At 55.7% G+C, this 17,755-nt stretch carries 20 protein-coding genes; 17 read left to right on the top strand and 3 right to left on the bottom strand.

From position 1 onward, the window contains the following. Positions 1 to 46: 46 nt before the first annotated feature. Positions 47 to 2,230 (top strand): OsmC domain/YcaO domain-containing protein, encoded by a 2,184-nt coding sequence (locus tag G403_RS0111080; protein WP_027854061.1) that lies wholly within the window; start codon positions 47 to 49, stop codon positions 2,228 to 2,230. Positions 2,231 to 2,295: 65 nt separating this feature from the next. Here the strand turns inward: G403_RS0111080 and G403_RS0111085 are convergent, their stop codons facing one another. After that, positions 2,296 to 2,592: a DUF1127 domain-containing protein gene (locus tag G403_RS0111085; protein WP_027854062.1), complete on the bottom strand. Its 297-nt coding sequence runs from the start codon at positions 2,590 to 2,592 to the stop codon at positions 2,296 to 2,298. Between the two features lie 167 nt (positions 2,593 to 2,759). Between G403_RS0111085 and G403_RS0111090 the strand changes: the two genes are divergently transcribed. Continuing rightward, the gene (locus G403_RS0111090) at positions 2,760 to 3,488 is read left to right on the top strand and encodes an SDR family oxidoreductase (protein ID WP_027854063.1); all 729 of its coding nucleotides are present in this window, start codon (positions 2,760 to 2,762) and stop codon (positions 3,486 to 3,488) included. Here G403_RS0111090 and G403_RS0111095 read toward each other — a convergent pair whose 3' ends face one another. After that, positions 3,489 to 4,421: a LysR family transcriptional regulator gene (locus G403_RS0111095; protein WP_027854064.1), complete on the bottom strand. Its 933-nt coding sequence runs from the start codon at positions 4,419 to 4,421 to the stop codon at positions 3,489 to 3,491. Positions 4,422 to 4,572: 151 nt separating this feature from the next. Between G403_RS0111095 and G403_RS0111100 the strand changes: the two genes are divergently transcribed. From G403_RS0111100 to G403_RS0111130, 7 genes are all read left to right on the top strand, one after another. Further along, entirely contained in the window at positions 4,573 to 5,028 is a 456-nt protein-coding gene (locus G403_RS0111100) for a DoxX family protein (RefSeq protein WP_027854065.1), read from the top strand. Between the two features lie 93 nt (positions 5,029 to 5,121). Beyond that, positions 5,122 to 6,069, top strand: a complete 948-nt coding sequence (locus tag G403_RS0111105; protein ID WP_084404011.1) for a glutathione S-transferase family protein — start codon at positions 5,122 to 5,124, stop codon at positions 6,067 to 6,069. A 32-nt stretch (positions 6,070 to 6,101) separates the two neighbouring features. Beyond that, complete coding sequence (locus tag G403_RS0111110) at positions 6,102 to 6,920, top strand: DODA-type extradiol aromatic ring-opening family dioxygenase (protein ID WP_027854067.1); 819 nt, start codon at positions 6,102 to 6,104, stop codon at positions 6,918 to 6,920. A gap of 102 nt (positions 6,921 to 7,022) precedes the next feature. After that, a complete protein-coding gene (locus tag G403_RS25280; RefSeq protein ID WP_156899681.1) occupies positions 7,023 to 7,187 on the top strand; it encodes a hypothetical protein in 165 nt (54 codons plus the stop codon). A 112-nt stretch (positions 7,188 to 7,299) separates the two neighbouring features. Then, complete coding sequence (locus tag G403_RS0111120; protein WP_425411701.1) at positions 7,300 to 8,103, top strand: response regulator; 804 nt, start codon at positions 7,300 to 7,302, stop codon at positions 8,101 to 8,103. 9 nt (positions 8,104 to 8,112) lie between these two features. Beyond that, positions 8,113 to 8,799 (top strand): hypothetical protein, encoded by a 687-nt coding sequence (locus G403_RS0111125; protein ID WP_027854069.1) that lies wholly within the window; start codon positions 8,113 to 8,115, stop codon positions 8,797 to 8,799. Positions 8,800 to 8,823: 24 nt separating this feature from the next. Continuing rightward, positions 8,824 to 9,660: a 23S rRNA (adenine(2030)-N(6))-methyltransferase RlmJ gene (locus tag G403_RS0111130; protein WP_027854070.1), complete on the top strand. Its 837-nt coding sequence runs from the start codon at positions 8,824 to 8,826 to the stop codon at positions 9,658 to 9,660. Positions 9,661 to 9,663: 3 nt separating this feature from the next. On the opposite strand, the gene G403_RS0111135 is transcribed toward G403_RS0111130, so the two are convergent. After that, positions 9,664 to 9,930, bottom strand: coding sequence for a hypothetical protein (locus G403_RS0111135; RefSeq protein WP_027854071.1), 267 nt, complete (start codon positions 9,928 to 9,930; stop codon positions 9,664 to 9,666). A gap of 421 nt (positions 9,931 to 10,351) precedes the next feature. On the opposite strand from G403_RS0111135, the gene G403_RS0111140 reads away from it, so the two are divergent. The 8 genes from G403_RS0111140 to G403_RS0111175 all read left to right on the top strand — a co-directional run bounded on the left by G403_RS0111140 (position 10,352) and on the right by G403_RS0111175 (position 17,604). Continuing rightward, entirely contained in the window at positions 10,352 to 12,073 is a 1,722-nt protein-coding gene (locus G403_RS0111140; RefSeq protein ID WP_027854072.1) for an acetolactate synthase 3 large subunit, read from the top strand. A 2-nt stretch (positions 12,074 to 12,075) separates the two neighbouring features. Continuing rightward, complete coding sequence (ilvN, locus tag G403_RS0111145) at positions 12,076 to 12,570, top strand: acetolactate synthase small subunit (RefSeq protein ID WP_027854073.1); 495 nt, start codon at positions 12,076 to 12,078, stop codon at positions 12,568 to 12,570. Between the two features lie 165 nt (positions 12,571 to 12,735). Beyond that, on the top strand, positions 12,736 to 13,569 hold the full coding sequence (locus G403_RS0111150; protein ID WP_027854074.1) for a dienelactone hydrolase family protein: 834 nt from the start codon (positions 12,736 to 12,738) through the stop codon (positions 13,567 to 13,569). A gap of 70 nt (positions 13,570 to 13,639) precedes the next feature. Beyond that, complete coding sequence (locus tag G403_RS24955; protein ID WP_084404012.1) at positions 13,640 to 13,858, top strand: hypothetical protein; 219 nt, start codon at positions 13,640 to 13,642, stop codon at positions 13,856 to 13,858. A 130-nt stretch (positions 13,859 to 13,988) separates the two neighbouring features. Continuing rightward, positions 13,989 to 14,978, top strand: coding sequence for a patatin-like phospholipase family protein (locus tag G403_RS0111160; protein WP_036233485.1), 990 nt, complete (start codon positions 13,989 to 13,991; stop codon positions 14,976 to 14,978). A 116-nt stretch (positions 14,979 to 15,094) separates the two neighbouring features. Further along, on the top strand, positions 15,095 to 15,847 hold the full coding sequence (gene pssA / locus G403_RS0111165; protein WP_027854077.1) for a CDP-diacylglycerol--serine O-phosphatidyltransferase: 753 nt from the start codon (positions 15,095 to 15,097) through the stop codon (positions 15,845 to 15,847). Between the two features lie 150 nt (positions 15,848 to 15,997). Then, positions 15,998 to 17,002, top strand: a complete 1,005-nt coding sequence (gene msrP, locus G403_RS0111170; RefSeq protein WP_027854078.1) for a protein-methionine-sulfoxide reductase catalytic subunit MsrP — start codon at positions 15,998 to 16,000, stop codon at positions 17,000 to 17,002. Further along, complete coding sequence (locus tag G403_RS0111175; RefSeq protein WP_027854079.1) at positions 16,993 to 17,604, top strand: protein-methionine-sulfoxide reductase heme-binding subunit MsrQ; 612 nt, start codon at positions 16,993 to 16,995, stop codon at positions 17,602 to 17,604. Before msrP ends, G403_RS0111175 begins: the two co-directional genes overlap by 10 nt. Positions 17,605 to 17,755 lie beyond the last annotated feature (151 nt).

The raw sequence follows: 17,755 nt of genomic DNA on the forward strand, positions 1-17,755 counted from the left end.
TTCAACGCCAGCCCCGCTGCAATTCACCCAATCCGGTACACCACCCATGGAAATCAAGGTTAACTTCCTCGACAACCTTCGGCTCGAAGCCAAGTTTGATGACTTCAGCGTTATTGCCGATCAGCCTATCCGCTATAAGGGCGATGGGTCGGCGCCGAGTCCGTTCGATTATTTTCTGGCCTCGTCCGCGCTCTGTGCGGCGTATTTCGTGAAGGTGTACTGCAACGCCCGGGATATTCCCACCGACAACATCCGTCTGTCGCAGAACAATATCGTTGATCCCAACGATCGCTATAACCAGATCTTCAAGATTCAGGTCGAGCTGCCGGAGGATTTGTCCGACAAGGATCGTCAGGGGATTTTGCGCTCTATCGATCGCTGCACCGTTAAAAAGGTTGTGCAGACCGGGCCTGAGTTCGAAATCGAAGAGGTCGACAACCTGGATGAGGATGCTCAGGCGTTGCTGATGGCTCCGCCCGCCGGAGAGGTGTCCACCTGGATCGAGGGTAAAGATCTGCCGCTGGAGCAGACCATCGCCAATATGACCGGTATCCTGGCGGATCTGGGGATGAAGATCGAAATCGCCTCCTGGCGCAATATCGTGCCCCATGTCTGGTCGTTGCATATCCGTGATGCCGCCTCCCCCATGTGCTTCACCAACGGTAAGGGAGCTACGAAGGAAAGTGCGCTGTGCTCAGCGCTGGGCGAGTTTATCGAGCGCTTGAGTTGTAACTTCTTCTATAACGATCAGTTTTTTGGCGAGGAGATCGCCAACGCGGAGTTTGTTCACTATCCCAACGAGCGCTGGTTTGAGCTGAATGAGGAAGATGAACTGCCCGAGGGTATTCTGGATCCCTACTGCCTGGCGATCTACAACCCGGATGATGAGCTCTGTGGGTCCCACCTGATCGATACCAACTCAGGCCGTATTGATCGTGGTATCTGTGCACTGCCGTTTACCCGGCGTTCGGACGGGGAGACGGTTTACTTCCCGTCCAACCTGATCGAAAACCTGTTTCTCAGTAACGGCATGAGCGCCGGTAATACGCTGTGTGAGGCGCAGGTTCAATGTCTTTCAGAGATCTTTGAACGCGCGGTTAAGCGCCGGATTCTGGAAGAGGAGCTGGCGCTGCCTGATGTGCCTGCCGAGGTGCTGGCCAAGTACCCCGATATTGTTGAGGGGATCGAGGCGCTGGAGGCTCAGGGGTTCCCGGTACTGGTGAAGGATGCCTCTCTGGGCGGAGTCTTTCCGGTAATGTGCGTCACCCTGATGAACCCGAAAACCGGTGGTGTGTTCGCCTCCTTTGGTGCCCACCCGAGCTTCCATGTGGCGCTGGAACGCAGCCTGACCGAGCTTCTGCAGGGGCGCAGTTTCGAGGGGCTGAACGATGTGCCGCCACCCACATTTAACTCCATGGCGGTTACCGAGCCCAACAACTTTGTGGAGCACTTTATCGACTCCACCGGGGTGGTTTCCTGGCGGTTCTTCAGCGCGCGCCCGGATTTCGAATTCTGTGAGTGGGACTTCTCGGGCAGTAATCAGGAAGAGGCCGATACACTGTTCGGTATTCTCGAATCGATCGATAAAGAGACGTATATAGCGGTGTACGAGGAGCTTGGCGCGCCTGTCTGCCGTATTCTGGTACCCGGGTATTCCGAGGTGTATCCGGTAGAAGATCTGGTCTGGGACAACACCAACAAGGCGTTGCTGTTCCGTGAGGAGATTCTCAATCTGCACCGCCTGGACGATGACGAGCTGGCCGACCTGGTGGAACGTCTCGAAGAGAGCCAGCTCGATAACTACACTGACATCATCACCCTGATCGGTATCGAGTTTGACGAAAATACAGTTTGGGGCCAGCTGACTATTCTGGAACTGAAGTTACTGATCTACCTGGCGTTGGGGCAGCATGACGCGGCACTGGAGCTGGTCGAGGCGTTCTTGCAGTACAACGACAATACGGTGGAGCGGGGTCTGTTTTACCAGGCCATGAATGCAGTGTTGGAGATCGCTCTGGATGAGGAGCTGGCGCTGGATGATTACCTGCCCAACCTGACGCGAATGTTTGGTCAGAGCACCATGGATGCGGTGGTTGGTTCAGTGAACGGTGAGGTGCGCTTCCACGGTCTGACGCCGACCAGCATGAAACTGGAGGGGCTTGATAAGCATCTGCGCTTGATCGAGAGCTACCGGAAGCTGCATGCCGCCCGGGCGGCTAAAGCGCATTAAGCAGAGGTCTGTGCCATCCGGCTTGAAGTGCACGCCGGATGGCCAAACTTAGCAACCAAAACCGGTTACCCGGTAATGGAGCGTTCACGCTGCCACTGATCCAGCGCCCTGCGGGCACTCTGTGACAGGGGAAGGTCAATGGCGGTCAGTAGCGCGCCACGCGGCATACCAATATCTTCCAGGATCGAGTCGTCTCGATCGAGCAGGGCGGCCAGGGTACGGCGATACTTCCACTCAGTGATGCGTGCGTTCAGGGCAGGGAAAATCTGTGCTGCAAGCGCTTTTAACCCGTCGAGCTTGGGTTTCTGTTCCCAGTTAGCCGGGTGATGAATACGGTTTGCATTGATATCGAATGTAGACATACGAGGGGACCTTTAATTGGCGATATTTCATGGATATCGCTCATATACTATTTGTTACTTCCTGCATATTTTTCTATGCATGGTGAATTATCCTGCCTGCCTGGTCAGCTTACAAAGTATAAAAAATATCGAATTGGTTAAGTTTTATTCATCGATGGGGGGTTCTCATGACGAAAATAGCGTTGGTGACCGGTGCCAGTCGTGGAATTGGTGCTGCGACGGCAAAGCTACTGGCTGTGCAGGGGTACGCGGTGTGTATCAATTACCGTGTGCAGAAAGAGCTGGCTGAACAGCTGGTCACGCAGATTCAGGCAGGCGGTGGCAAAGCGGTGGCAGTTCAGGCCGACGTATCGTTGGAAGCTGATGTAATCAGGCTGTTCGATGAGGCCGAGCGGCTATTGGGGCCGGTGACGCATCTGGTCAACAATGCCGGCGCACTGTTCCGGCAATCGCGGTTAGTGGATATGGAGCTGGAGCGCTTCAACCGGACCTTGCAGGCTAATGCCACCAGCTGTTTTCTCTGTTGCCGGGAAGCTGCCCGTCGAATCAAGCAGGGTGCTATCGTTAACCTCTCCTCAGTGGCCGCCCAGCTCGGCGCTCCATTCGAATATATCGATTATGCTGCCGCAAAAGGCGCGGTCAACTCTCTGACCAAGGGGTTGGCGAAGGAGCTGGCAGGGCAAGGAGTTCGAGTGAATGCTGTCAGCCCCGGATTGATCTACACCGATATCCATGCCGATGGTGGCGAGCCTGGGCGCGTGGATCGGCTGGCGTCCCAGCTTCCCATGGGGCGCGGTGGCCAGCCGGAAGAGGTGGCTCAGGCGGTTGCCTGGCTACTTTCCGATGAAGCCTCCTATATCACCGGAACCATTGTTGATGTGGCCGGTGGTCGTTGATCAGGTTGTTGCGCCGGACCGGGGCAAGTCGAATCGGTCCCAGTAGGGTGGATCACCGAAGTAGCCTTCCATGAAGTCGATGAAGGCCCTGACCTTGCTGGCCAGTAGTTGCCGATGCGCATATATTGCGTAGAGTCCCAGAGGTTCAGGGGCGTACTCCTCCAGTATGACCTGAAGCTGGCCGGAGGCGACGGCGGGCCCCGTTATAAATGTGGGTTGTACAGCGATTCCAGCGCCGGCAACGGCGGCTTCCAGCAGCACGTCTCCATTATTACTGCTCATATGACCCTCTCCCCGTTCAGCGATCGACTGGAGGGCCCTGAATAGCGGAACGTTGCTACTGCTGTCCATATAGCTGTAACGCAGGTAGTGATGCCCGCTGAGTTGATCTAGCGTCTGTGGCAGCCCGTGGTTATCAAGGTATGCCGGTGAAGCGCAGGTGACGATGCGTACTGGCGCTATTTTTCTGGCTATCAGGGACGAGCTCCTTAAATGGCCGATACGCAACGCGATATCAAACCCCTCTTCAACGATATCCACTTTGCGGTCGTTCAGTTGCAGGTCTATATCCACAGCGGGATGCGCTTTCTGGAAGGCGCATAACAGTGGTGCCATATGACGCACAGCAAAGGAGACCGGAGCGCTGATACGCAGCTGGCCTCGGGCCTGGGTCTGCATCTCACCGAGTTCGCTTTCCATCTCCTCAATATCAGTCAGCACCTGAGTAGCGCGTTCAAAATAGCGTCGGCCCGCCTCGGTCAGATGGACGCGGCGTGTGGTGCGGTTGAGTAGACGGACTCCCAGGTGTTTCTCCAATTGGGATACGTACTTGCTGACCAATTGGGGGGAGGTATCCAGATGCTCGGCCGCGCCGGTAAAGGTGTTCTCATTGACCACACTGATAAAAGCGCGCATGGCATCGATACGATCCATAAATGCTCCGGCTTCTATTTATTAACAATGTTTTGTTGATAATTATGCAATATTAACCATCTTAGTCTAGCTGAGCGTAGATAGTAGAGTGTGAGCATGGATCGGGGGCAATCCCGGATATCAGTCGATCAGATCTATTCAGGTGACTCAGATGAATACTCAACTTGTGCAGACTCTTTTTGGTTCAAATGGCGGTATTGGCGCACTGGTTCTGCGCGTACCGGTCGGCTTGATCCTGGCCGCTCATGGTGCTCAGAAGCTATTCGCCTGGTTTGGCGGATATGGACTGGAAGGCACCGGTCAGTGGATGGCCAGTATCGGGCTGGAACCCGGCTACTTGATGGCCCTGCTGGCGGGCAGTGCCGAATTTTTCGGTGGTCTTGCGCTGGTGCTGGGGCTGCTGACGCGCCCGGCCGCGTTGGTTACGGCGTTTACCATGCTAGTGGCGATCTTCAGCGTGCATTTCAGCAATGGCCTGTTTATGGCCAATAACGGTTACGAATATGCGCTGACACTGTTTGTGGTCAGTCTGTCTCTGGTCTTTCAGGGTGGTGGCCGTCTAGCGGTTGATAACTGGATTCAAGCGCGACTCTCAGACAATCGCTAACACTTGATCAGTAGGTAAACACAGCAGGTTACAGGATGAATTGGCGAGCTCTGCGAGGGCTCGTCGAATCCCGAGCCAGACATGGGAGGCATTATGTTGGTAAATGGCGTTTGGCAGGAAAATTGGCAGCCTGTACAGTCCAAAGATGAGCAGGGACGTTTTATTCGTCAGACATCATCGTTTCGTCACTGGATTACCCCGGATGGGTCGGCAGGCCCCACGGGTGAAGCAGGCTTCAAGGCAGAGCCGGGGCGTTACCACCTGTATGTCGCTTACATCTGCCCCTGGGCGTCTCGTACACTGATGGCTCGTGCCCTCAAAGGTCTGGCACCGTTTATTGATGTGACGGTGGTCAATCCGCAGCTGACCGACCAAGGCTGGGCGTTTGGCGGCTTTCCGGGGGCGGCACCCGACCCGTTAAACGGCGCCGAATTCATGCATCAGCTGTATACCCAGGCCGACCCAACATATACTGGCCGGGCAACAGTGCCGGTACTCTGGGATAAACAGCGTGGCACCATTGTGAATAACGAGTCGGCCGATATTGTGCGCATGTTTAACAGCGCATTCTCTGGGCTGGTTGAGTCAGGGCCGGATCTCTATCCCAGTGACCTGGCCGCGGAGGTCGATGCACTGAATCCTTTTATTTACGACAACTTGAACAACGGCGTCTACCAGGCAGGCTTCGCTTCGTCCCAACTGGCTTATGACGAGGCCTATGACAAGGTGTTCGCAGCGCTGGATGAGTTGGAGGCCCGCCTGGGTGATGGCCGCTGTTATCTTTTCGGAGATCGGCTGACAGAGACTGACCTCAGGTTATTCGTGACGCTGGTACGTTTCGATGCGGCCTACCATGGTTTATTCAAGTGTAATCGTAACCAGCTGAAGGAGATGCCGTTGCTTCACGCATACATGCATCGAATACTCGCACTGGAAGGCGTCGCAGAGACCGTAAAACTGGATCACATCAAGGCAGGCTATTATTCGGTCAAAGCGTTAAATCCAGGCGGAATTGTCCCGCAGGGACCGGGTGCTCTATGAGTGCCGGCACTGTGCCGACAGGAGAAAAAACTATGAATACCACGTTCGATATTCTTTATCTGTCCCACGGTGGTGGTCCTAGGCCACTTCTGGGGGATCCGGACCATGCGGAGATGGTTGCTCAGTTTAAGGCGCTGGCGCGCGAGCTGCCCAAGCCGTCCGCGATACTGTTGATCAGCGCGCATTGGGAAGAGTCGGTGCCTACGATTACAGCCGGCGCAAATCCGGGACTGATTTATGACTATTACGGGTTTCCCCCGGAGTCCTACGAGATTCAGTATCCGGCACCAGGCGAACCGGAGCTGGCCCATCAATTGGCACAATGCCTGAAAGATGCAGGCATGCCTGCGCACCTTGATCACCAGCGGGGCTTTGATCACGGCATGTTCGTGCCGCTGAAGGTGATGTATCCGGATGCGGATATCCCGGTGGTACAGCTGTCGCTGATCAATGATCTGAGTGCGGCTAATCACCTGGCTCTGGGGCAGGCATTACAGGCGTTGAAGTATGAGAATTTGCTGGTAATCGGCTCCGGCTTTTCCTTTCACAATATGCGTGCCTTCTACGCACCGGAAACCGGTGAGATTCGTGCAAGTAACCTGGCTTTTGAGCAATGGTTGCAGGAGACCCTGACCACATCGGAGGTTGGAGAAGAGGAGCGCGCCCGGCGCCTGGAAAGCTGGGAGCGAGCCCCGGCGGCACGTTTCTGTCATCCACGGGAAGAGCACCTATTGCCGTTACACGTCTGTTATGGGCTGGCGGGCCGCCCCTGCGATGATCACCTGTCTGCACGTATTCTGGGTAAGCAGTCAGGGACTTTCGTCTGGCATGGGTCGAAGGTAAATGCGTAATTGGTAATAGCTATTAATTAATATGAGATAAATTATTTCTAACAATTCTTGTCGCGGAATATTCTGATCCTGTCGATGAAACAAGCTCAGCAGGAGAAAATCATGGATCATTTATTTCGTCACCTGAATCAGGCCGCCCAGGCTGATACTCGAAACTCCCCTCTGTTGGCAGGCAGTCAGACTTCGGATCGCACGGCCGTTGTTTGCTGCAACTACCGTGATAACTACTACGGCGATCAGGTTTGCGTGTTGAAAACAACCCTCTGAGAGTGGGGGGTATCTGCTTGAAAATGGACGTTGTACGGGGGGCTGAAAGCGCCCGGGGGCTTCAGTCCGGGGGCCGTTTGTGGGAGAGTGTCATCTATTCATGACGTAGTGGATGATCATTGAACAGATGAACAAACTCAAAGTACTGGTGGTGGACGATGCGAAGTTTATTCGCGAACGTGTCACTTCCATGGTGCGAGACGCTTTCCCGCAAAGCGCCGTATACGCGTGCGAAAATGGCCGCGATGCGATCAAGGCCATGTCTCAGGAGCAATTTTCAATCATCCTGTGTGACTGGGAGATGCCGCAGATGAGCGGTTTGGAGGTGCTTCAGTGGACCCGAGCACAGGATAATTACAAGCAAACCCCGTTTCTGATGGTGACCAGCCGTGGCGAGCGTGAATACGTGCTTAAGGCGATTCAGGCGGGGGTTAACGACTACATGGGGAAACCCTTCACCAGCGAGCAGTTGGTCCAGAAGATCATGAAAGCGCTGGGGAAAGGGGGGCAGCTCAGTGCCGAACAGCAGGCCCGTGCTGCGGAAATGCTTAAAGAGGATAAGGCGAGAAAAGAGTCCGGTGCCTCGGCTCCAAAATCGATGCCCAAGCCCAAGGGGCTGGCCCAGCTGCGTTGCTCCGATCAAACCTTTAAGTGCGCGATCAAGGATCTGACGTTGCGCGAAGTGAAGGTCGTGATTAAAAACGATGGCCGCTTTCCCAAACTTTTGGATCAGGTGGTTGTGGATATCGAGCAGCTCTCCGGGGACGCGGTCGCCCGTATCAACGGCTTTGTTCTGTCGATGCAGGCTACCGAGGCGCGCCTCGAAAGCGCCTATGTGGAAGTGCGAATCCAATTTGTCGACGACGATCCCGACAAACTGGCACACCTGTCTGAATATATCGCCAGTGTACGTTAAGGGACTTTTATGCCGTTGATACAATCCAATACCCTGCTCTCGCTTCTACTGGCTCTGTTTTTGGCAGGGTGTGCGGCGCAAGCTCCAGAGACTCGCGCACCTGAGTCCAGTGTTAAACCCCGCGCGCTGAGTACCCAGCCGATGTCAGGAATGGGGCAAGAGCAGCAGTTGGCGCTGGCGCTGACCTCCCATTACCTGGGTGGGCCGCTGTATCGTATGTCTAACCCCTTGCCTATGAGTCGCCAGTACCGCTTGGGTGAGGCAGTTTATTCGCCGGACCGCCGGCAGATGATTGTCCTGATGCAGCATCAGAATCAACCGACCTGGGCGATGGTGACCTTCAGTGTGCCTGCCGGAGCCATCATGAATGCATTTGATGTGCAGCGTAATGGTCAGGACGCCTATGCTCTGGTTCTTAAAAATGCGCGCTTCTGCTTGGTGACCGGTGCGGGACAGCCGCCGGTCTGGGGTGGCAGCGGGTGGGCGTTCGACAAACAGCAGCCGGGGCGGTTCGAATGCAGTGGCCAGACCCGCGGTTCGCTTTACCAGTCCTACAGCGGGATGCCGGGCTTACTGGGGGTGTATGCCGAAGATGGTGATACGGTTCTGTTTGCCGAACGTTGGTCCGAATTGCAGCAGATTGCCTCTGGTCTGAAGACTCTCTTCCCCCATTTGCAGGTGCCGCGTCTTCCCTGACGCGCCACCGACAAGGTTTCTACCATGCTCAGTTATCAGCACGGCTTTCATGCCGGCAATTTTGCCGATCTGCACAAGCACGTTGTGCTTACGGCACTGCTCACCGCGTTGAACGCAAAAAATAAACCCTGGAGTTATCTGGAAACGCACAGCGGTCGCGCTCTGTATAACCTGGCAGATGATCAATCTCAGAAAACCGGGGAGTACCGCGAAGGGATAGAGCGCTTGTGGCAACAGGCGTCGGCTGATGGGCTGGCCACTTACCGGGGGCTCATCGAACAGCTAAACCCGGATGGCGTTCTGAGCGTTTACCCGGGCTCTCCCATGTTGGCTCAGTTGATGGCGCGAGCGGATGATCGAATTCGTCTGATGGAGTTGCACCCCGCTGAGTTTGATGTGCTCCGTGCCGTATTCAGTGATGACGCTCGGGTGGCCGTACATCACCGGGACGGATATGAGGGCGTGTTGTCACAGTTGCCGCCTATGCCGCGCCGGGGCATGGTGCTGGTAGACCCTGCCTATGAGGTCAAGGATGAGTATGAGACCGTGCCCCGTTTTCTGAGTAAGGCTCAGCGGCGCTGGGCCACAGGGGTTTACGCGATCTGGTACCCGCTGCTCGCCGCTAACCGCTGGCGGTCGATGGTGGAGCAGGTTGTGCAGGTGAGCACAGCCTCAGTGCTGTGCAGCGAGTTCCGTGCGGCTGATGCGGATGCAGGCGGGATGTACGGGTCGGGTATGCTGATCGTTAACGCCCCCTGGCAACTGGATCAGCGCCTGGACGAGCAGTTGCCCGTCTTGGCCCGTATGCTAGGGCTGCCTGAGTCAGCCCTAAGTCTGCGTTGGCTGGTACCCCCTGCCTGAATTTCAGTAGAGCGCTTTCTCGTCCCGGACCAGGTCCTGAAGTAACTCCAAAAACAGACGGTCTGCTTCGCTGTGCTCTATGGGGATCTTCACATTAGTGGTCGCCGACAGCTCTTCGGCGATCAACTGGTCGGCATCTTTTGAGTTGATATGCTTGCGCGCGATCTCCTTGGCGATGGAACAGATTTCCGGTTCATCAAATACCTTGCGGATAAACCGCAACAGCTCGTTAATAACCCGCTCTTTGTTCTTGATATCAGAAACGCTCATCGATGCTTCTCCTGCAGATCTTCTGCCTTTCACTATAACCCGACTCTTGAGTAACTGCCTACCGCGCCAGATGACCGAAAAATTACTCCTTTTGTCCGGTTGATCAAAACTGCCTTGAGTGAGAGAATTTCGGGCTCTTTTTCTGTCGGTGGGTCCAGGAAATCCCAACCCCACGGGCTTTGTGTGGCTATTTAAGCAGTACCCGGCTTAGGGCTCAGAACAGAAGGCCGAGAGAAGCGATCCTTTTCACGGTCGGCACCGAATCCACCGCCCATCCAGATGGGCAACTGTTGATTCAGGCTCAGTTTGTGTCCGTAACAGCGTCATCATCGCTACGGCTACGGGTGGATTCAGATGCACGTATCTTGAACTGTTGATCATCGGCACACTGTGTTGCCGGTGCTGAGTAGAGGGTAATAAAGTGGAACAACTTTCAGGCGCAGAAATGGTGGTACGCGCGCTCCATGATGAGGGCGTTAAGTACATCTATGGCTATCCCGGCGGCGCGCTTTTGCATGTGTATGACGCGCTGTTCCAGCAGGAGGATGTCCAGCATATTCTTGTGCGCCACGAGCAGGCTGCAACCCATATGGCGGATGCTTATGCGCGTGCGACCGGCAAGCCCGGCGTCGCGCTGGTTACGTCAGGCCCCGGGGCGACCAACGCCGTTACCGGTATCGCTACCGCATTCATGGACTCCATCCCGATGGTGGTCATTACCGGTCAGGTGATGAGTCATCTGATTGGTGAAGATGCTTTCCAGGAAACCGACATGCTCGGTATCTCCCGTCCGGTGGTAAAGCACAACTTCAGTGTGCAGAACCCGGAAGAGATTCCCAGCATCATCAAGAAAGCGTTTTATATCGCGCAGACCGGTCGTCCCGGTCCGGTCGTCGTCGATATCCCCAAGGATATGACCACGCCCACGGATCGCTATCCGTACGAGTACCCGAAGTCGGTGAAACTGCGCTCATACAATCCGATCAGCCGGGGCCATAGCGGTCAGATCCGCAAGGCTGTGGATATGCTTCTGCAGGCGCGACGTCCGGTTATCTACAGCGGTGGCGGCGTTATTATGGGCGACGCCAGTGCCGAGCTGACCGAGTTTGCGCAGATGCTGAACTTCCCGGTGACCAACACTCTGATGGGGCTGGGTGGTTATCCCGGTACCGATCGTCAGTGTCTGGGTATGTTGGGGATGCATGGCAGTTACGAAGCCAACATGGCGATGCATCATGCGGATCTCATCCTGGCGATAGGCGCGCGTTTCGATGACCGGGTAACCAACGCGACCGACAAGTTCTGTCCGACGGCGCGGATTATCCACATCGATATCGATCCGGCCTCAATCTCCAAGACGGTGCAGGCGGATGTGCCCATCGTAGGCCCGTCAAAGGTTGTGCTTGAGGAGATGATCGCGCAGGTTAAAGAGAGCAAGAAACGTCCTGACGGTGCTGCGCTGGAAAGCTGGTGGAAGCAGATTGAGGAGTGGCGCGGCCGTCATGGTGGTCGTTACGATACCTCCGATTCCGAGCTCATGAAGCCGCAGCAGGTTATTGAGATGCTGAGCAAGGTCACCGGTGGTGATGCTTACGTGTGCTCCGATGTGGGACAGCACCAGATGTTTGCCGCTCAGTATTACAAGTTCAACAAGCCCAACCGTTGGATCAACTCCGGTGGTCTCGGCACTATGGGCTTTGGTCTACCAGCGGCCATGGGCGTTAAGCTGAACTTCCCGGATGCGGATGTGGCCTGTGTTACCGGTGAAGGCAGTATCCAGATGAATATCCAGGAGCTGTCTACCTGCAAGCAGTATGATCTGCCGGTGAAGATTCTCTGCCTGAACAACCAGTCACTGGGTATGGTGCGTCAGTGGCAGGATATGAACTATGAGTCGCGTCACTCTCAGTCCTACATGAAGTCTCTGCCGGACTTTATCAAGCTGGCCGAGTCCTATGGTCATGTCGGCATGAAAGTCGACAAGTACGCGGATCTTGAAGGTGCGATGCGCGAGGCGTTCGCACTGAAAGACCGGCTTGTATTTATGGATATCGCGGTCGACCCGTTCGAGCACGTCTATCCGATGCAGGTGCCGCGCGGTGCCATGCGTGACATGTGGCTGAGCAAGACGGAGAGGACCTGATCATGCGTCATATCATTTCAGTTCTGTTGGAAAACGAACCGGGTGCGCTGTCGCGGGTAGTGGGTCTGTTCTCCCAGCGCAACTACAACATCGAGTCGCTGACCGTGGCGCCGACCGAAGATTCCACGTTGTCTCGCCTGACTGTGACCACCACCGGTGATGATCGGGTGGTGGAGCAGATCACCAAACAGCTCAACAAGCTGATTGATGTGGTGAAGGTGGTGGATCTGTCCGAGGGCGATCATATCGAGCGCGAGCTGATGATGATCAAGCTGAAGGCCAACGGCCAGATGCGAGCGGAGATTAAACGTACGTGCGATATCTTCCGCGGCCAGATCATCGACGTGACACCGAACACCTACACCGTGCAGCTGGTGGGGGCCTCCGATAAGCTGGACGCGTTTATCGCTTCACTGGGTAATATGGCCAGCATCATGGAAGTGGTGCGTTCCGGTGTGTCCGGTATCGCCCGCGGTGAAAAGGTGCTGAGCCTCTGATCCGCCGCTGTCTGCGCAGTCGTATCTTAAAACCGCCTTCGGGCGGTTTTCTCGTTTTTGCCTATAGTCATGAGACCAACCGCGGATTCGCTCGGGCTCTCCGGTAGAACGAACGCGAGGCCAACGAGTGTGTCCTGACAGGGATTCAACAGGGGAGTCGATCTAATGTGTGATCAATACGCGTGTGGACAGAGTTCAAGTGATAAGCCGTTACCCCAGCCGACCCGCGAACAGCGCCGGGCGTTTTTAAAGGGGATGGCCGCGTTGCCTTTGGCGATGGTGTTGGCTGATGCGTCACTGGCGCAGGCGGCCGGTGAACGCCTGGATAAGGTTTCTCTGGCACTGCCTGGCGGTCAAACCGCACCGGCCTACCTGGCTGTGCCCCCGGAGTTGGGCGAGGGCAAGGCTCCTACGGTGCTACTGATCCATGAATGGTGGGGGCTCAATGATCAGATCAAGGCAGTCGCCGCCGAGTTTGCGGAGCAGGGATTTATCGCGCTGGCGGTGGATCTATACGGTGGAAAAGTCGGGACTACGCGTGAGGAGGCCAATGCCCTGCGTATGGCTTTAGATCCGGAGGTCGCTACACAAACACTGGTCGGTTGGATCGACTGGCTTAAACAGCATCCGAGCAGCACCGGAAAAGTGGCAACTCTGGGGTGGTGCTTTGGTGGAGGCTGGTCATTGAACGCCTCCCTGGCAACGCCGGTTGATGCCACGGTGATCTATTACGGTAATGTGGCTAAGTCACCGGAGGAGCTGGAGTCATTGGCAAGTCCGGTGCTGGGGCATTTTGGAACGCTGGACGGTCATATTAACGAAGCGATGGTGGGTCAGTTCGAAAAGTCCATGGCGGAAGCCGGTAAAACCGATATGGAGATCCATTGGTATGTGGCCGATCATGCCTTTGCCAATCCCACGGGGTCTCGCTATGACGAGGAGGACGCGGCATTAGCCTGGAGTCGGACCTTGGCATTTCTGCATAAACAGCTTGGTTAACCGGCTGCATCGGGAACCCGGACAGACAATGCAGTGTCTCTAGAGTGTCTGAAGTGTGTGGAGTATCCGCGTGTTTGTTCGGGTCGTCGTTGCCATTGTTGCGTGTCTGTTAACGCTTTGGGTTGTACAGGCCTTTGCCAAGCCGGCTCCCTGGTATTGGTGGGAAAGTCGGGTGGATGGACATAAGCTGTGCCGTCAGTTTGACCCCGGAGAAGGTTGGCGTCGTGCCGGTGGCCCCTACCGCGATGCACAGTGTCGCATTCCAACAGTTGCACCTGAGCAGCGCTGAGGGGGCTGACGCATTATTGGGTATTGAGAGTAGAGACCTGCTTAGCGCCCAAATTACGATGCTTTCATTTGACTGATCTTAAGATATGGCGCACTGTTTTGTGCAGTGCGGCATAAAATGGAGGTCAGTGATGGCTGAGGCTATTTCGCTCAACCTGGCACTTCAGGGTGGCGGTGCCCATGGCGCTTTTACCTGGGGCGTGCTTGATCGCCTGCTGGAAGAGCCCTGGTTTCGTGTCGAAGCTGTTAGCGGAACCAGTGCGGGTGCCATGAATGCGCTGATGCTCGCTGAGGGCTGGCGCAAAGGGGGCGCGTCAGGCGCTCGAGCGCAGCTGGAGCAGTTTTGGCGAGAGGTTACACAACCTGCGTCACTGTCCGCTGGTATCTTGTCCGAATCAGCCGGCGTGCTCTGGCAAAGTCTCACGTCTCACCTTTCACCCTATGATCTCAATCCATTTGATATCAATCCTCTGCGGGGATTGTTAGAGCAGATGGTGGACTTTAACGGGTTAAACCGGGACTCTCCTTTTCGCATCTATATTGCAGCGACCGATGTCCTGTCGGGGCGTTTGAAGCTGTTCACCGATGATCAGCTTCAGGTCGATCACCTGCTGGCCTCGGCCTGTCTGCCCAGCCTGAATCAGGCGATCGAAATTGACGGTCATTACTACTGGGACGGCGGATTTGCCGGTAACCCCGTGCTTTATCCCCTGCTTATGGAGAGCAAAAAGCTGGATCTACTGATGATTCTGCTACAGCCGTTGCAGCGGGATACCTTACCCAAGAGTTCTCAGGCTATTGCTGATCGTGTGGCTGAGCTGGGGTTCCAGACCACTTTTATGCGAGAGATGCGGGCCGTGGTCCTTATGCAGCAGCGGTTGAAGCGGCGTCCCTGGTTGCTGGGTGGGCTGGAGCGGCGCTTTCGGCGACTGCGCTTTCATATGGTGGGTCCCGATGAAACCCTGGCCGGCCTGCACCGGTCGAGCAAGCTCGATACGCGAGGAGACTTTTTGTTGGCGTTGCGCGACCGAGGGCGGGCGCAGGCATCCGTGTTTATTGAGAAAAGTGGAGATAAGTTGGGGCTGCGGACCAGTTGTGCCCTCAAACATTACTTTCTTTGAGATGGCTGGGCGCAGGCCGGGTGGTCACGTAGAATATGGCCTTCCCGCCGACGGGGTAGCTCGGTCTGCCACGCTAAGCTGGCAGTGTGTATATCGCTAACGGAGAAAAGATCCCTATGACTGATCAGCCGAATCAGCCCTGTGACGAAGATGCTGGCCGGGAAGCCCGCCGACCGCGTGGTATTTATCTCCTTCCCAACCTGTTTACAACAGGGGCGCTTTTTGCCGGCTTTTATGCGGTCATTGCGGGTATGAGTGGCCGTTTTGAGGCGGCGGCGGTGGCGATTTTTGTGGCCATGGTATTTGATGGGCTGGACGGTCGCGTCGCGCGAATGACCGATACTCAGAGTAAATTCGGGGCCGAGTACGACTCGCTGTCTGATATGGTTTCCTTTGGCGTCGCGCCGGCGTTGGTGTCGTTTACCTGGGTACTGGAAGACCTGGGGAAAATTGGTTGGGTCGCCGCATTCGTTTACTGTGCCAGTGGCGCTTTGCGGCTTGCACGTTTCAACACACAGATCGGATCGGTGGATAAACGCTATTTCATGGGTCTGCCCAGTCCGGCAGCAGCGGCCTCCATCGCCGGGATGATCTGGTTCTGCGCGGCAAACGAGATTGACCCGGAGGGGTTCGCTTATCCCGTGGCTATCTACGTGGCCCTGGCCGGGGTACTGATGGTCAGCAATGTGCTTTATTACAGCTTTAAGGACGTAGATTTCAAGGGGAAAATTCAATTCCTGAAGCTGGCAATGATCGTGTTGGCAGTCGCTGTAATCGCAACCAATCCGGCATTATTCCTCTGGTTGCTGTTCTTGATTTACGCATTCTCAGGCCCGCTGCTTTGGCTTTGGCGACGCAGGCCGCATTGATTTTAAAAAGGGCGCCCGGGCGCCCTTTTTGCTGTGCTTTCTATACTGCGGGTATCTCTGGCTTCGATCTGAGTTGGGCCAATTTACGTAAGGGTGTAAGGATTTGCCCGGTTATGCGACTGAGGGATAAAGGCGAATAGGAGAGCAGTCATGTTGATCAAAAAAGCGGTCGATATCCGCTCCAGTGAAATCACACCCGAGTCGGTCTACCGTCAGCGCCGCAGCTTGATTAAGGCGCTGGTTGCCGGCGGTGCGCTGGCGGCGGCGGGTCCGGCGTTGGCTCTGGGCCGCTATGATCTGTCTGAGGATGCGAAACGTTACCCGGGGCCGGATTGGCTTCAGGGTAAACTGCGAGCAGCCAAAGCGGATGACGGAATTCCCAATGAGCCGTTGACGCCCTATCCCCACGTAACGGGTCACAACAATTTTTACGAGTTTGGTCTGGATAAGCAGGATCCCAAGGCTAAGGCTCAGGGGTTGGTTACTGATCCCTGGAGTGTCGAGGTAGCTGGAGAGGCGGCGAAAACGGGTCGTTATAATCTGGAAGACCTGCTTAAGCCTCACGCGCTTGAGGAGCGGATCTATCGGATGCGGTGTGTGGAAGGCTGGTCCATGGTGATTCCCTGGGTCGGCCTGCCGTTAGCTGATTTGATCAAGCGGCTAGAGCCCACGGCTAACGCGAAGTACGTGGAGTTCACCACCCTGCATGATCCGGCGCAGATGCCTGGTCAGCGCGGATTTTTCAGTACGTTGGACTGGCCATACGTGGAAGGCCTGCGGATGGATGAGGCGAGGCATCCGCTCACGCTGTTGGCGGTTGGGGTCTATGGCGATGCTCTTCCTCCCCAGAACGGAGCCCCGTTTCGACTGGTAGTGCCCTGGAAATACGGCTTTAAAAGCATCAAATCGATCGTGCGTATCCGCTTTACTGAGCAGATGCCGGCGGTGACCTGGAATCAAACGGCGCCTAATGAGTATGGCTTCTACGCCAACGTGAACCCTAATGTGGACCATCCGCGCTGGAGCCAGGCCACTGAAAGGCGTCTGCCTTCATCGCTGTTCAGCCCCAATATTATCGATACCCGGATGTTCAATGGATACGCCGATGAGGTCGCTCACCTCTACTCGGGTATGGATCTGCGTAAATGGTTCTGACCATCAGCGAGCTTCATCGCTCAGCCGGTGGGCGCCGGGCTTTCTGGTGGCTGATGTTTCTGGCTCCGCTGTTACCCTTGGGTGCGCTCGTGACAAGCGCTGTGGAAGGACAGCTGGGGGCTGATCCTGCGCAGACTATTGTGACTACACTCGGCATATGGACGCTGCGGCTGCTGTTCCTGACGCTGGCTGTAACGCCCTGTCGGCGTCTGCTCGGCTGGCTCTGGCTGCAGCGTTACCGCCGAATGCTGGGGTTGTATACGCTGTTCTACGCCACCTTGCATCTGTTATCCGTGGCGACCTTTATATTGGGCTGGCGCCCTGATTTGATCGGTTACGAGCTGTCCGAGCGGCCGTACATCATTGTTGGCTTCATCGCCTGGGTGGGTCTTGTACCCCTGGGTATTACGTCGACCAAAGGATGGATTAAACGACTCGGCAAGCGCTGGCAGCAGTTACACTACCTGATCTACCCCATCAGCTTGTTGGCGCTACTACATTTCGCGTGGCTTATTCGAGCGGGATACGGCGAAGTGCTGGCGTACGGTATTATTTTGTCGTTATTGCTGGGATATCGAATAGCCTATAGGTTGCGTCGGTAATCACTCCTCTGAGATTGGCGTAAAGCTGACAAAACGTAGGTCGCGTTTCTCTGTAGTAATGAGTACAGGCCCCAGCATTCAAGAGGTTGCGCGTGAGTGATGCCGCTTTCGTTCTGGCACTTAAAATGCAGCGGATAGCTTGAACCGATCG

Source organism: Marinobacterium litorale DSM 23545 (genome assembly GCF_000428985.1).
GTDB lineage: Bacteria > Pseudomonadota > Gammaproteobacteria > Pseudomonadales > Balneatricaceae > Marinobacterium_D > Marinobacterium_D litorale.

Coding starts and splice junctions, on each gene's coding strand:
- G403_RS0111080 (WP_027854061.1), top strand. CDS start 47: ATGGAAATCAAGGTTAACTTCCTCGACAACCTTCGGCTCGAAGCCAAG.
- G403_RS0111085 (WP_027854062.1), bottom strand. CDS start 2,592: ATGTCTACATTCGATATCAATGCAAACCGTATTCATCACCCGGCTAAC.
- G403_RS0111090 (WP_027854063.1), top strand. CDS start 2,760: ATGACGAAAATAGCGTTGGTGACCGGTGCCAGTCGTGGAATTGGTGCT.
- G403_RS0111095 (WP_027854064.1), bottom strand. CDS start 4,421: ATGGATCGTATCGATGCCATGCGCGCTTTTATCAGTGTGGTCAATGAG.
- G403_RS0111100 (WP_027854065.1), top strand. CDS start 4,573: ATGAATACTCAACTTGTGCAGACTCTTTTTGGTTCAAATGGCGGTATT.
- G403_RS0111105 (WP_084404011.1), top strand. CDS start 5,122: ATGTTGGTAAATGGCGTTTGGCAGGAAAATTGGCAGCCTGTACAGTCC.
- G403_RS0111110 (WP_027854067.1), top strand. CDS start 6,102: ATGAATACCACGTTCGATATTCTTTATCTGTCCCACGGTGGTGGTCCT.
- G403_RS25280 (WP_156899681.1), top strand. CDS start 7,023: ATGGATCATTTATTTCGTCACCTGAATCAGGCCGCCCAGGCTGATACT.
- G403_RS0111120 (WP_425411701.1), top strand. CDS start 7,300: ATGATCATTGAACAGATGAACAAACTCAAAGTACTGGTGGTGGACGAT.
- G403_RS0111125 (WP_027854069.1), top strand. CDS start 8,113: ATGCCGTTGATACAATCCAATACCCTGCTCTCGCTTCTACTGGCTCTG.
- G403_RS0111130 (WP_027854070.1), top strand. CDS start 8,824: ATGCTCAGTTATCAGCACGGCTTTCATGCCGGCAATTTTGCCGATCTG.
- G403_RS0111135 (WP_027854071.1), bottom strand. CDS start 9,930: ATGAGCGTTTCTGATATCAAGAACAAAGAGCGGGTTATTAACGAGCTG.
- ilvN (WP_027854073.1), top strand. CDS start 12,076: ATGCGTCATATCATTTCAGTTCTGTTGGAAAACGAACCGGGTGCGCTG.
- G403_RS0111150 (WP_027854074.1), top strand. CDS start 12,736: ATGTGTGATCAATACGCGTGTGGACAGAGTTCAAGTGATAAGCCGTTA.
- G403_RS0111160 (WP_036233485.1), top strand. CDS start 13,989: ATGGCTGAGGCTATTTCGCTCAACCTGGCACTTCAGGGTGGCGGTGCC.
- pssA (WP_027854077.1), top strand. CDS start 15,095: ATGACTGATCAGCCGAATCAGCCCTGTGACGAAGATGCTGGCCGGGAA.
- msrP (WP_027854078.1), top strand. CDS start 15,998: ATGTTGATCAAAAAAGCGGTCGATATCCGCTCCAGTGAAATCACACCC.
- G403_RS0111175 (WP_027854079.1), top strand. CDS start 16,993: ATGGTTCTGACCATCAGCGAGCTTCATCGCTCAGCCGGTGGGCGCCGG.